Source organism: Clostridium sp. 1001271st1 H5 (assembly GCF_005845215.1).
Lineage (GTDB): Bacteria > Bacillota > Clostridia > Lachnospirales > Lachnospiraceae > Enterocloster.
Window position 1 is genome coordinate 72,132 of record NZ_SPHO01000017.1, and the last position, 13,079, is coordinate 85,210.

The following is a 13,079-nucleotide window of genomic DNA, read 5'->3' on the forward strand; positions in this document are numbered from 1 at the left end:
GTTATCTCCTTATTTCTGATTTTCTTTTGTCCTGTTTTCCTGTTTGCTGCTTTCTTTTTTCTGCCGCTTTCTATTTTCCTTATGGCTCTTACTTATGCTGTATCCGCTTAACGCACCGCTCTTTTTCTTCCTCCGGCTGATTCCGGCCAGCACCGCGGCTCCCAGGACAGCTGCGCTGATTCCGGTAATCCAGGCCCCGTACTTAAGGCCCTCCGGTTCATAGGAAAAACTGATTCGGTGGGTTCCTTCGCTGATATCCACTGCCAGGAATGTGTCAAACATTTTCCTGGGCGCTGCCGGCTTTCCGTCCACCAGGATACTCCATCCCTTATCATAGGGAATACTGGTATACATAACGCCTGCTGCGTCCGCCGTAATGCTGCCTGACAGTTCTGTATCCGTCCACCTGGAAAGCACCAGGGGATTCTGATTCATTTTCCCGTAAACAGCTTCCAGGGCCTGTGGATTAAAGCGCCACACCTCTGCCTGCAGGGTTGGGCTGCCCTCATCCCCTGCCTCCAGATGCACCTGCGCATCCTTGTTGATACGGCCCAGTTCCATGAAATAGCCCCGGTCCACATTGTCAAAGCTTTCTGTCTGCTCGCCGATTACAGCCGTGACCTCCTTCACCTTTTTATTGGTCACATACACATAGTAATCGCCTGTTTCCTCGGCTGTAAATGTAAGTTTCTTTCCCTCTGTAACGCTTTCGTTGGGCAGAAGCACATGCTCTGTATCCAGCACATCGCATAAATCGTTCTGGACATGGGCCGGATTCCCTGAATCCAAAATCCAGTTTCCTTCCACATCCCGGGGCAGCATGAATGCCACGGGAAGGGTGAATTTATTCTCGTACAGCCACATGCTTCCTTTTCTTGCGGACAACTCCCTCAGTCCGTCGGAAGGCTGCTGGTCCCCGTATATGCCGTAGCGCACGGACAACAGGCTGTCCACCAATGGAGTGCTTCCCGTGATGCTGTAAGCATTGGTAGAACTCTCACACCCCATCCTGCGGAAGAAATCCGACAGGGATGCATTGGCAGTGGATGAGAACAGGGATACAGATGGGAAATTCATCCAGGCACCGTCATTCTTTGTCTTTCTGTCTGTCTTTTCCACACGGTAAAAGCTTTCCGCCTTTATATTCCACACCAGTTCTTCCACATCCTGGTTATCCTTAACATAGGATGTCCTGCTGGTGGTGGGAATACTGGTCACTGCAGTATTCACAGCCGCCTCAATGGCAACCAGGGCCAGGGCCGTGAGAAGAATGGCGTCCAGACTCCATTTTCCCTTGTGGTACTGATAAACCAGTCCGCCATACATGGCAATGAATAAAATTGCCACATAGAATACGGAAAAATGGTACTGTTCCGGATTATTCACCAGCTTTTCAGCCAGCAGCACAAAGGTAACAGCTCCCCAGAACGCCAGGCATATATGCTTCCATGGCGTATTCTCCAGATGGATGTAGGCATGGTAACACATAAACAGCATCAGTGCTATATAAATGAAGGACTGCCGGCAGGGAAGGCTGTTGGGATAGTGAAACCCATGCCAGATAAAATTCAGCACATTAACGGAAAAGCTGGCGTAAAACAGAATCAGCATGGTGCAGTACACTGCTTTTTCCCTGAACGTAATCTTCTTACTGCCCAGATAGAGCAGGAAGAACATGAGCACTGCCACACCGCAGTATATATTAGGCCAGTGGTCCAGACCTATTTCGGTTCCCACATTTCCTATGTGGCGGGCAATCATGTCAAAAATGGAAAAATAGGAGGAAAATGTCTTGGGAAAGTCAAAATCCCCTGATGCAGTGACCTGCAGCGCATAAATCTCCGGCAGAAGCACCACCGCGGCAAGACCGCCTGCCAGCAGGGAATAAAAGGCAAACCGCAGCCCGGTTCCCATGAATTCCCCAAAGCTTTTCGGTGGATTGAGTATCATCTGCGCAATCACATAGATGACCATGAAAATGCAAATCATGATGGATATATAGTAATTGGAAAGGATGGAAAGACCCAGGGTAATGCAGTAGAGTGTCCCTCTTTTCTCCTTTACCAGCTGTTCCAGTCCCAAAAGAATCAGCGGAAACAGCATGATGCAGTCCAGCCACATGATGTTCCAGCTATAGGCAGCCATATATCCGCTGAGGGCATAAAAAATACCGAAAAAGCCCACGCCGAAATTCTTGACTCCAAAGTGCTTTTTCAGATACCATGAAAAGCTGAGTCCGGACAGTCCTGTTTTAAGGACAATCAGTATGGTCATGAACTCAATGATGAACTTTTTGGGGCATAGTATAAGGAGCCAGTTCACCGGGCTTGCCAGGTAATAGGCATAAAGCGCCGAAAAATTCACCCCCATGCCGATATCCCAGCTGTAAAGCAGGCTTCCGCCGTGGGTCAGCTTATACTGGAACTCTGAAAAAAACGGCGCATACTGATGATACATATCTGTCCTGAGAAAACATTCTTCCCCAAAGGGAAAGATACCTCTCTGGGCAAATATAATAATCATGGCAACCACCGGGACAAAAAATGCTGCCACCAGACCGTCCGAAGGCTTTAATAACCGAAGTCCGCGCCTGTTTCCTGTCCGTGACATCCCTGTCTTTCTCTCATCGTACTGCTGCCTGTCCTGTCCGGCAGTCTCATTCTCTTCTTCCATTCCGTATTCGTCTTCCTCTGATGTATATTCGTCTGATGCATAATCATCTGATGCGTAATTATCCGATGCGTATCCTCCGGGACTATACTCTCCGTGATTATGCTCTCCGTGACTATATTCTCCTGAAGCATATCTCGCTGAGGCAAATTCCGCCGGCCTGTCATTCACCGGAACACATCCCCGGGAGGCAGCCGCCTCAGATGCGGCCTCTCCGAATAGATATTCCTCCAGCGTACATTCTTCCGGCAAACATCCCCCCGCGCCGCGGGACCTGAGGTCTCCCCTGTCCTCCCTGCGGGAATCTGTCCTGCCGGAATCCGCCCCATATGTTTTCTTATCCTCTGATGTCTTTTTATCCCCGTCGGGAACCGGCTCCTCTGAGAGCGCTTCCTCCCTGGTTTTATCCTGCATGGTCGGTTCTGGCTGCACAAGCTTCAGAATTGCGTCAAGCTCCCGTTCAACCCGTTCTATCTCTTCACGTTCCATCACAGTCACCTTTCTCTATTCAGGCTTATTCTTGAATATCCAGAGTTTGCTGAAAATATAGTTCAGTACCATGTTGATGACAGAGGATGTGAACTTGCAGAACAGCTCATACAGCATTCCCCTGTCACCGCCTAATTTTACCATGACAACCATAAGCACCCAGGTAACTGCCCCTGAGAATGCCCTGGCAGCTACAAATGCTCCCACCTCCTTCACAAGGTAGGAAGGTCTTAGATTGTAATTGCGGAACACAATCAGCTTGTTCACCACATAGGCAAACAGCACAGCCGCCAGCCATGACATGGCCTGGGACAGGCCCACGCCAATCTCAATCTGCCTCAGCAGGGCATATACGGCAAAGTCCACTGCCGTGGTAAGGAACCCGCATATAATGTAGCTTACCGTCTCATAGTTAACACATTTTTCCCATATTTTACGTAACATCTTCTGCTCCTGCTTTGTTCCAGAGTGTACGCAGACCGGCCCTGGAGCAATAATCCCTTCTATTATATGGTAGCATCATGGAATTGTAAAGAACAAACCATTATCTGTACAGGAAATCCTCCGCCCCCCTGGTATAATGGAGTTCCCCGTCATCCGTGAGAAATATGCCGTAGATGCGGTCCATGGACTCTATGAGCCTGGTTCCCTCCTCCAGCCCCAGGGCAAAGCAGGTGGTGCTCAGCCCGTCCCCGTCCACTGACCTGGGTGAAATGATGGATACCTGGGTCAGACCGTTTTCATAGGGATATCCGGTGGCCGGGTCCAGTATGTGATGATAGTTGACGCCATCCTCCACAAAATGACGCTCGTATACACCGGAGGAAACCACAGACATACCGTCTATCTTCAGCGCTGCCACTGTCTCCGTATGGGTTGCATAGGGTCTTTGAAGCCCTATCTTAAAGGGACTGCCGTCCGGGCGTTTTCCCACGCAGAGCACATTACCGCCCAGGTTAATGACCGCGCTTTTCACTCCCTGTTCCTCCAGGTACGCCTTCATCTGGTCTGCTATGAAACCCTTGGCTATGGCTCCCAGGTCAATGGTGGTATCGTCGTTGAGGAAGGTGACCTGGTTCCCATCCAGAATCACATTCTTATATCCCACTTTTTTTAAATCCGCCTCAATTTCCTCCCTGGGAGGTACATGGGGCGTTTCACCGGTAAAATCCCAAAGGGAACTTAAGGGCTCTATGGTAATGTCAAAGGCCCCCCGGGACACACGGCAGTACTCCAGCCCCTCCGCCAGAACCTGGGCTGTTTTCTCCGATACGGTAATGGTTCTCTCCCCCGGTCTGCGGTGGTTCATTTTATAAATCTCACTGCCCTCCAGAGTCTTGCTGAGCAGTTTCTCATAGTCGGAGCACAGAGCCATGCAGCCGTCCAGTATGGTCTGGTCTTCTGAATCATATAAGGTTACAGTTACAAATGTGTTCAACAAAAAAGACGACCTGGTGACAGGATCCGCAACTTTCTTGCTGCATCCTGCCAGCCAAGCCGTGCACACGATAATCAAACCTGCTGTTATTATTGTCTTTAATCCTGTATTTTTCATGCCTTACATTCTAGCACCCGTCCCTGTAAAAGTCAAGGCAGGAGGCTTTAGGCATTGGTTTCTTCCATATACTCATCCATTACAGCGTCCAGAATCTTCTTAATAGTCTCAGGCGCCCTGCCTCCCACCGGAGTACCGTCAATCTCATTGGCAGCCACACACAGTTTGGTGGATGATGTCACCAGAACCTCGTCCGCATCCATCATCTCCTTCAGGGTATAGGGAGTCTCACTTACCGGAATCTCCAGTTTCTTGCAAATGCGAATCAGATGGGCCCTTGCAATACCCGGAAGTATCAGGTTGTCGGCAGGGGCTGTGTAGAGAATGCCGTCCTTTAGGATATGGCAGTTGCTGTGGGCGCATTCTGTTACACGGTCGCCTCTGTGGAATACTGCTTCCTGGCATCCTGCCTCTTTTGCCTTCTGGGCAGCCATAACGCTGGGCAGCAGGTTCAGGGTTTTGATGTTGCAGTGGAAGAAACGGGTATCCTCCTGGGTGAGCAGGCGAATCTTCTTATACAGGTCCGGTGTTCCCATGGGCTTTAGCATAACCCAGAGATTGGCCGGTACGTTATCCGGGAATTCATGGGTCCTGACAGCAGTGCCGCGGGTTACCTGGAAGTAAATGAACAAATCCCCTGTATCCATCTTATTGACCAGGTCCTGAAGCAGGGCCTTCAGCTCTGCCTTTGTACAGGGCACCTGAATCTTGATAAGGCCCGCGCTGTTGAAGAAGCGGTCAATGTGCTCGTCGATTGCGAAAATCTTGTAATTGCGGCAGGGACCTGCATCGTATACGCCGTCCCCAAACCAGCACACCCTGTCATTCATGGGAACACTCATGTTCTCCAGTTCGTCGTACTTTCCATTATAATAGCCAAGCGTTTTCATATATGTAATCTCCTTTTTAATAATAATTCTCATTGAAACATGAAGCTAAAACCGCTTTTTCTCTTCTTCCGGTATGGCGGAATACATGTTTTTGATTTCCTTCAGCACGAAATGGGTCCTGGTGGCTGATACACCGGGTATGCTCTTGATGGTGCGGTGGATACGCTCCAGCTCATCGGAGGAGGCGCATGATATCTTCAGCACAAAGTCATAATCCCCGGTCAGATAGTAACAGTCCAGGATATTGGGATGGTCCATGATGACCTCGGTAAAGGAATCGTGGAACCTGGGATGCTCCAGGCTGATTTCCATCAGGGCCGTGACATCGTTGCCCAGGGCCTTGGCATCCACTCTTACCGTATAGCCCTTGATGATGCCGGACTCTTCCATCTTCTTGATGCGGTCCAGGACGGCTGATACGGACAGGTGAATGGCCTTGCTGATGTCTGAGGCTGTCTCCCTTCCGTTCTCTTTTAGGATATTCAGTATTTTATAGTCAAGTTTATCCATCTTGTCCCCCTGTTATTTTAGCTTTTCAAATATAGTTTCGTAGTATATACTGGTAGGTGGATAGAATGCATTGTCCCCGAATCATCGGCGGCACAGGCTTTGCTTTCCGGCAGGAGCCTTCTCAATGCCTGCGTGGACATTATAACACAAATCATCCAGGAGTTGTACTATGAATCTCTCTTATTTGAAATATGCGGTAGAAGTGGAAAAAACTGGGTCCATCACAAAGGCGGCTCAGAATTTTTATATGAATCAGCCCCATCTGAGTAAAATCATCCGTGAACTGGAACGGGACCTGGGATGCGATATCTTCGACAGAACCAGCCGCGGCATGGTTCCCACCAAAAAGGGCGAGGAATTCCTGCGCTATGCAAGGGCAATCCTGGTGCAGGAGGAACAGATAGAGGCTCTCTGCGTAAAGAACGGCGAAAAGGCCCTGGAGGTGAATCTCTGTGTTCCCAGAGCCACCTATATTTCCTACGCCTTCTCTGAATTCCTTAAGCATATGGACACCTGTCCCTCCGTCAATGTGCATTACATGGAAACCAACTCCAGGGATACTATCCGGGGCGTGTCCGGCAAGACCTTTGATGTGGGCATCATACGCTGTCAGTCCCTGTATGAATCCTATTATATGAAGCTTCTCCAGGATGAGAACCTGGAGTGGAAGGAGCTGTGGCAGTTTTCCTGTAATGTTCTTATGTCCCCCAGCCACCCCCTGGCTTCCAGGAACGGGCTGACTTATCTGGATTTTACGGATTACATTGAAATCGTCCAGGGGGACATCCAGAACCCGTCCTTTACCTTTGAGGCCCAGGACGCCTCTGCCACCGGCGGCAACTCCAAGAAAACCGTTTCCATCTATGACAGGGGCAGCCAGTTTGAGCTGCTGCGCCAGCTGCCCGGTTCCTACATGTGGACCTCCCCGGTCCCCTGCGGCTGCCTCACCACCTCGGGCCTGATTCAAAAAACCTGCAGTTATCCCGGCAACCTCCACAAGGACCTGCTGATTTACAGGAACGGCTACCGTTTTTCCAAGGAAGAGGAGGAATTCCTCCGGTGCCTCTCACGTATGATAAGCCGGCTCTCTGACTGATTATCAGTGATTTGCCTCATTCCTTCCATATATATATTCTATAAGCCCGTCAGCCTCTCACATTGCAGCGGCTGACGGGCTTATAGTATGTGATAACCGGTGTAATCCGGCTTATTATCTAAGGAAATACTCTGTTTCCGGAAAACGCCCTTTATTTCCTATTATATAAGGCAGTCTCCCATATTACCATGACCCGGAAAGAATCCTGGCCAGCTCACTGTCCTCGTTCAGTATAACGGTCTTATTATCCCCTTTCAGGGAAGCCTTCAGGGCATCCAGGGAGCGCACATAATTATAGAAGTCAGCCTTTGCCTCGTCATTGTAGGCATCGCTTAATATCTGCATGTACCTGGCCTCGCCCTCTGCCTTGATTTTTTCCGCCTCCGCATTGGCCTTTGCAATGGTTTCCTTTACTGTCTTGTCTGTCTCGTTCTTAATCAGGGAGGACTGATAATCGCCGTCAGCCGTGTACTGGGCAGCAATGTTGTTTCGCTCGGATATCATTCTCTGGTATACAGACTCCTTATTGGAGTCGGGAAGGTCCAGCTTCTTTGTCTCCACCGCATAAATGTGGATGCCGTAGGAATCCATGGCGTTGCCAATGTTCTCCGTAATGGTCCTGGCCAGGTTCCCGTCCCGGCCGGATATGATATCCGCCTGGTTGGTGGATGAGAGCACATTCTTAATAGAGTTATATACCACATTTCCCAGCCTGACCTCAGCTTTTTCCTTGCTGGCGTTCAGGGAGGCCAGATATTTCACCGGGTCGTTGATATCCCATATAACAAAGGAATCAACGGTCATCACCTTTTTATCCTTTGTGGTGACATCGCTTGGGTACAGGTCGGATATCATTTTATATTTGGGTATTTTCTGCACAGACTGCAGGAAGGGGACCCTGAGGGAGGGACCTGCCGAATCCTCCACCCTGACTACTTTTCCGAACTGGATAATCAGGGAGTACTCATTGGATTTGGTAACCACCAGCGGATTAAAGATGGTGACAGCCAGGAGCACGATAACCAGTATTCCCATGTTTCTCATAAATTTCGTCAATGTCTTCATTACTGTCCGCCTCCGTTCTGGTCATTGTTTTCATCCGTATCATCCTGGTCATAGGCGCCGGACTGGCTGCTTTGGCTGCCTGAACCCTCCTGGCTGGCCTGGTTTGCCTGGTTTGTCTGATTATCCTGGCTGCTGTAGGAACCCTGTGAACCGGTGCCGGTCTGGGGTCCGGTGACAAAGGAATCCAGAGGAAGCATGGTCTGGGTCCCGTCTGAGCCGTTTATGATAACCTTTAAACCCGGCAGGATATCCTCCATGGTTTCATAGAACATTCTCTTCTTTGTGATAAGCGGATACTTTGCATATTCCTGGTACATATCGTTGAACCTGGATACCTGGCCCTCTGCCTCGCTGATTCTCTGCTGGCGGTAGGCTTCCGCATCCCTGGCAGCTTTATCGGCCTTTGCGTTGGCTGCCGGAAGCTGCTGGGACTGGTACTTCCTGGCCTCATTGATTTTGGTATCCATACCCTGCTTGGCATCCTCCACTGCCTTAAATGCATTGTTCACTGCATCCGTTGGAGGCTGCGCGTCCTGGATGGTCACATTGTTGATGCCCAGGCCGATGTCCTCCTGCTCCAGGCGCTCAGACAGCAGCGCCTTGACCTTTGCCTGAATCTCGGATTTTCCGGTGGTTATTACCTCGTCCACGCTGTAGGAGCCGACGGTATCCCTTATATAGGACTGGGCCAGGTTCTTTAAAATAGGAATGGCCGTGTCGCTGTGGATGTATGCTTTAATTGGGTCCACAATCTGATATTCAATATAAAAATCCACATTCACAAAGTTAAAATCCTTGGTTATCATCTCTGACTCGGACGTAACCGAAACAGGATTGTTCTCGCTGTCCGCATGATTCTGCGCATTGTAGTCCGGGTCGTATCCAATGGGCATACCCTTTATTTCCTTGGACATCTTATGTACCTTCTGTATGAAGGGCACCTTGAACTTGGGTCCTGAGGTAGTTACGCTGCTGGGACGTCCGAAGGTGGTCAGCACTGCCATCTCATTTTCAGACAGGGTGTAGAACGAATCAAAGGCCGCTATTGCCAGGACAGCCACCACAATGGCTATCTTTATGGGACGGAGCATCTTCTTCATCCTCTTATTGCTTTCTTCCCCGTTGTCAAATACTACTTCCGGTCCCTGTTTATTGCTGCCTCCTCCAGGTCCCACGAACTTCTTACCCATGAAAAAATTCATCCGGTATTCCCCTTTCTCAGTCATTTTAGAGAAGTATACCATAAGTTTCACATACCGGATAGCATTTACCCTGAGTTTCCAATAATTTTATAATTCCTTTAGGGAGATGCCGGAAAAGGAATACCGGTATTCCTTTTTCATACCTACCCATTCCCGGTCAATGGTGTTAAGATATAATCGTTAAAGAAATAACACACTGACACAATATTTTACATATAATGGGAGGTATTATCATGAGATTTACACTGCCAAGAGATTTGTACCATGGAAAAGATGCACTGGATGCCCTGAAGACCCTGACCGGCAGAAAAGCCATTGTGGTTGTGGGCGGCGGCTCCATGAAACGTTTTGGTTTTCTGGACAAGGTGGTTGATTACCTGAAGGAAGCCGGCATGGAAGTTAAATTATTCGAAGGCGTTGAGCCTGACCCATCTGTAGATACAGTCATGAAGGGCGCTGCTGCCATGCAGGAATTTGAGCCTGACTGGATTGTGGCAGTAGGCGGCGGTTCTCCCATTGATGCAGCAAAGGCAATGTGGGCATTTTACGAATACCCGGAGACATCCTTTGAGGACCTGATTACGCCATTCAACTTCCCAACCCTGCGTACCAAAGCTAAATTCTGTGCGATTTCCTCCACATCAGGAACAGCAACCGAGGTTACCGCATTTTCCGTTATTACTGATTATAAGAAAGGCATCAAATATCCTCTGGCCGACTTCAACATCACACCGGATGTGGCTATTGTGGACCCTGCCCTGGCTGAAACCATGCCCAAGAAGCTGACAGCCCATACAGGAATGGATGCCATGACCCACGCAATTGAGGCTTATGTCTCAACCCTTCACTGCGAGTATACGGACCCGTTAGCTCTCCATGCCATCGAGATGATTAACGAGTATCTGATACCTTCTTATAACGGGGACATGGAAGCCCGTGATAAGATGCACGATGCACAGTGTCTGGCCGGAATGGCGTTCTCCAATGCTTTGCTTGGAATCGTACACTCCATGGCCCATAAGACAGGTGCTGCATATTCCGGCGGTCACATTGTTCACGGTTGTGCTAATGCAATGTACCTCCCCAAGGTTATTAAATATAACTCCAAAGAACCTGAGGCCGCCGCCAGATATGCTAAGATTGCCAAATTCATCAGCCTTCCCGGCACCACGGACGAGGAACTGACCGATGCCCTTATTGCCCGTCTCTTAGAGATGAACAAGGCTCTGGACATCCCCGCCTGTATAAAGGATTACGAGGGCGGAATCATTGATGAGAAGGAATTCATGGATAAGCTTCCACAGGTTGCCGAACTGGCTGTAGGCGATGCCTGCACCGGGTCCAATCCAAGGGCCATCACCCCCAAGGTTATGGAACAGCTGCTGAAATGCTGCTACTATGACGAGGAAGTGAACTTTTAAAAAGCCCCCTTTTGTGTTAATACACTCCATATAAACGGTTTGTTTTTACTGCCCGAAAAGGGTGGGAAAGAATTCGTCTTTCCCACCCTTTTCATTTTGCCGCCTTTACGCTGCCAGAAGCTGTTCCATATAGCGCAGATATCCGCACAGTCCTGTGATGATGAATATTTCCAGAAAGCTGGTGATAAAGCCTGCTTCCAGGAGGAAGAGGACGGAGCAGGCTGCCATCATCCACAAAATTCCCCACGCCCTGCGAAAGCGCATCCGGTCACGGGCGCTGAGAAAGCGGAGGAAACCAATGATGCTGAAGGCCAGAAGCACAGGCGAAAAAAATGCCAGCAGCACATGGAGGTCTGCCTTTAAGGGATATTCCTCCGGCATGTAGGGAATCATAACTGCCATAAGAAGAAAGGCTGCCGCGGTATACATGAGCGTCCTTCCTCCCGGATTCCTGTATCTTCCTATGTGAAAAAGATAACGGACATACACACAGTAATAGATGCCGGTGGCAAATCCCCACACTGCAAACAGCAGCTTATTGCCGGTCCGGTTGCCCAGGACAGACAGGTTGGTACCGGTCCAGCTGTCAAAGGATGCCAGGAATATGGTTACGCCGGGAATCAGATAAATCGTGAAGAGGTCGTATTTTCCTTTAAACCGTATGTTCCGGCCCCACATGGTCCTGCCCCCTTTATCAGATGGTCCCTGCCCTTAAATCTGTCCCGGACCTCCTTATACATGGATATCCGGGACAATGAGGAAGGGAGCGCACGCATCTTTTTCCGATGCGCCGCTCCCTATCATTATCTGATAAAGTGGTGATTTTTACACTTGAATCATTTTCCTTGGAAGGTATCTGCCCTCCAATTATGCCATTGTTTTTAAAAGCTTTTCCACTGAGGAAAGCTTCACGCAAAGGGTGAACAGTTCGGCAGCCATAATCAAATCCCCTAATGTGGGATAGGTGGGGGCGATACGGATGTTGCAGTCATGCGGGTCCTTTCCATATGGATAGGTGGCTCCGGCCGATGTCATGACCACGCCTGCCTTCTTGCACCTGGCCACGATATCCTTTGCGCAGCCTTCCATGGAATCAAAGGAGATAAAGTATCCGCCCTTTGGTTTTGTCCACTGTCCGATTCCCAGCCCTTCCAGCTCCCGTCCCAATATTTCCTCCACTGCCTCGAATTTGGGGCGGATAATGTCTGCATGTTTTCTCATATGCTCTACCATACCATGGATATCCTTAAAGAAACGGGCATGGCGCAGCTGATTTACCTTGTCGTGGCCAATGGTCTGGTTCTTTAACTGGGCCTTGATGTCCTCCAGGTTATTGTGGGAGGTGGCAATGGCCGCAATACCGGAACCAGGGAAGCTGATTTTGGAGGTGGAAGCAAATTTATAAACCAGGTCCGGATTTCCAGCCCTCTTACACTCTGCCAGAATCTCAATCAGATGGTCCTGGTCGTGGTCATACAGGTGATGTACGCCGTAAGCATTATCCCAGAATATACGGAAGTCCGAGGCAGCCGGTTTCAGCCTTGCAAAACGGCGGACCGTCTCGTCTGAATAGGAATAGCCCTGGGGATTGGAGTACTTGGGCACGCACCAGATTCCCTTGATGGAATCATCGGAAGCCACCAGTTCCTCCACCATATCCATATCTGGTCCATCCTCAGACATGGGCACGTTAATCATCTCAATGCCGAAGTATTCGGTGATAGCGAAATGGCGGTCATATCCGGGAACCGGGCAGAGAAATTTCACCTTATCCAGCTTGCACCAGGGTGTGCATCCCATGATTCCGTGGGTCATGGCCCTGGACACGGTATCGTACATAACGTTCAGGCTGGAGTTGCCGTAAATGATAATGGTGGAAGGGTTCACCTCCATCATATCTGCCAGCAGTACCTTGGCCTCGTCTATACCTGTCAGCACGCCGTAATTGCGGCAGTCCGTTCCGTCCTCGCAGGTCAGGTCACTGGCGCTGTTCAGTACGTCCATCATACCCATGGAAAGGTCCAGCTGTTCCACACATGGCTTACCCCTGGACATATCCAGCTTCAGGTCCTTTGCCTGAAACTCCCGGTACTGTGCTTTCAGGTCCTGGCGCAGTGAAAGCAGTTCTTCTTTTGTCATCTCTGCATATGGCTTCATAATATCCTCCTGGCTCACTATATT

The 13,079-nt window shown here is 49.7% G+C and carries 11 protein-coding genes; 2 read left to right on the top strand and 9 right to left on the bottom strand.

Annotated elements, in window-relative coordinates; genetic code table 11:
* Positions 1–9 precede the first annotated feature (9 nt).
* The 5 genes from FGS84_RS22215 to FGS84_RS22235 form a co-directional block, all read right to left on the bottom strand.
* Positions 10–3,159: a YfhO family protein gene (locus FGS84_RS22215; protein ID WP_138310502.1), complete on the bottom strand. Its 3,150-nt coding sequence runs from the start codon at positions 3,157–3,159 to the stop codon at positions 10–12.
* 15 nt (positions 3,160–3,174) lie between these two features.
* Positions 3,175–3,603 (bottom strand): GtrA family protein, encoded by a 429-nt coding sequence (locus tag FGS84_RS22220; protein WP_138310503.1) that lies wholly within the window; start codon positions 3,601–3,603, stop codon positions 3,175–3,177.
* Positions 3,604–3,703: 100 nt separating this feature from the next.
* The gene (locus FGS84_RS22225) at positions 3,704–4,714 is read right to left on the bottom strand and encodes an FAD:protein FMN transferase (protein ID WP_207739982.1); all 1,011 of its coding nucleotides are present in this window, start codon (positions 4,712–4,714) and stop codon (positions 3,704–3,706) included.
* A 47-nt stretch (positions 4,715–4,761) separates the two neighbouring features.
* The gene (locus tag FGS84_RS22230; RefSeq protein WP_138310504.1) at positions 4,762–5,604 is read right to left on the bottom strand and encodes an aminotransferase class IV; all 843 of its coding nucleotides are present in this window, start codon (positions 5,602–5,604) and stop codon (positions 4,762–4,764) included.
* A gap of 45 nt (positions 5,605–5,649) precedes the next feature.
* A complete protein-coding gene (locus tag FGS84_RS22235; RefSeq protein WP_002568474.1) occupies positions 5,650–6,114 on the bottom strand; it encodes an Lrp/AsnC family transcriptional regulator in 465 nt (154 codons plus the stop codon).
* A gap of 169 nt (positions 6,115–6,283) precedes the next feature.
* Here FGS84_RS22235 and FGS84_RS22240 point away from each other — a divergent pair, with 169 nt between their 5' ends.
* Entirely contained in the window at positions 6,284–7,210 is a 927-nt protein-coding gene (locus FGS84_RS22240) for a LysR family transcriptional regulator (protein WP_138310505.1), read from the top strand.
* 183 nt (positions 7,211–7,393) lie between these two features.
* Here the strand turns inward: FGS84_RS22240 and FGS84_RS22245 are convergent, their stop codons facing one another.
* Both FGS84_RS22245 and hflK read right to left on the bottom strand, forming a co-directional pair.
* On the bottom strand, positions 7,394–8,275 hold the full coding sequence (locus tag FGS84_RS22245) for a protease modulator HflC (RefSeq protein WP_138310506.1): 882 nt from the start codon (positions 8,273–8,275) through the stop codon (positions 7,394–7,396).
* On the bottom strand, positions 8,275–9,477 hold the full coding sequence (gene hflK, locus FGS84_RS22250) for an FtsH protease activity modulator HflK (RefSeq protein ID WP_138310507.1): 1,203 nt from the start codon (positions 9,475–9,477) through the stop codon (positions 8,275–8,277). The genes FGS84_RS22245 and hflK overlap by 1 nt, the downstream gene beginning before the upstream one ends.
* Positions 9,478–9,707: 230 nt before the next feature.
* Between hflK and FGS84_RS22255 the strand changes: the two genes are divergently transcribed.
* Entirely contained in the window at positions 9,708–10,898 is a 1,191-nt protein-coding gene (locus FGS84_RS22255; protein ID WP_195469886.1) for an iron-containing alcohol dehydrogenase, read from the top strand.
* 105 nt (positions 10,899–11,003) lie between these two features.
* Here FGS84_RS22255 and FGS84_RS22260 read toward each other — a convergent pair whose 3' ends face one another.
* The gene (locus tag FGS84_RS22260) at positions 11,004–11,576 is read right to left on the bottom strand and encodes a hypothetical protein (RefSeq protein ID WP_138310509.1); all 573 of its coding nucleotides are present in this window, start codon (positions 11,574–11,576) and stop codon (positions 11,004–11,006) included.
* Between the two features lie 189 nt (positions 11,577–11,765).
* The gene (locus tag FGS84_RS22265; RefSeq protein ID WP_138310510.1) at positions 11,766–13,055 is read right to left on the bottom strand and encodes an aminotransferase; all 1,290 of its coding nucleotides are present in this window, start codon (positions 13,053–13,055) and stop codon (positions 11,766–11,768) included.
* Positions 13,056–13,079: the final 24 nt, after the last annotated feature.

Coding starts and splice junctions, on each gene's coding strand:
- FGS84_RS22235 (WP_002568474.1), bottom strand. CDS start 6,114: ATGGATAAACTTGACTATAAAATACTGAATATCCTAAAAGAGAACGGA.
- hflK (WP_138310507.1), bottom strand. CDS start 9,477: ATGAATTTTTTCATGGGTAAGAAGTTCGTGGGACCTGGAGGAGGCAGC.
- FGS84_RS22240 (WP_138310505.1), top strand. CDS start 6,284: ATGAATCTCTCTTATTTGAAATATGCGGTAGAAGTGGAAAAAACTGGG.
- FGS84_RS22245 (WP_138310506.1), bottom strand. CDS start 8,275: ATGAAGACATTGACGAAATTTATGAGAAACATGGGAATACTGGTTATC.
- FGS84_RS22260 (WP_138310509.1), bottom strand. CDS start 11,576: ATGTGGGGCCGGAACATACGGTTTAAAGGAAAATACGACCTCTTCACG.
- FGS84_RS22215 (WP_138310502.1), bottom strand. CDS start 3,159: ATGGAACGTGAAGAGATAGAACGGGTTGAACGGGAGCTTGACGCAATT.
- FGS84_RS22230 (WP_138310504.1), bottom strand. CDS start 5,604: ATGAAAACGCTTGGCTATTATAATGGAAAGTACGACGAACTGGAGAAC.
- FGS84_RS22225 (WP_207739982.1), bottom strand. CDS start 4,714: ATGAAAAATACAGGATTAAAGACAATAATAACAGCAGGTTTGATTATC.
- FGS84_RS22220 (WP_138310503.1), bottom strand. CDS start 3,603: ATGTTACGTAAAATATGGGAAAAATGTGTTAACTATGAGACGGTAAGC.
- FGS84_RS22265 (WP_138310510.1), bottom strand. CDS start 13,055: ATGAAGCCATATGCAGAGATGACAAAAGAAGAACTGCTTTCACTGCGC.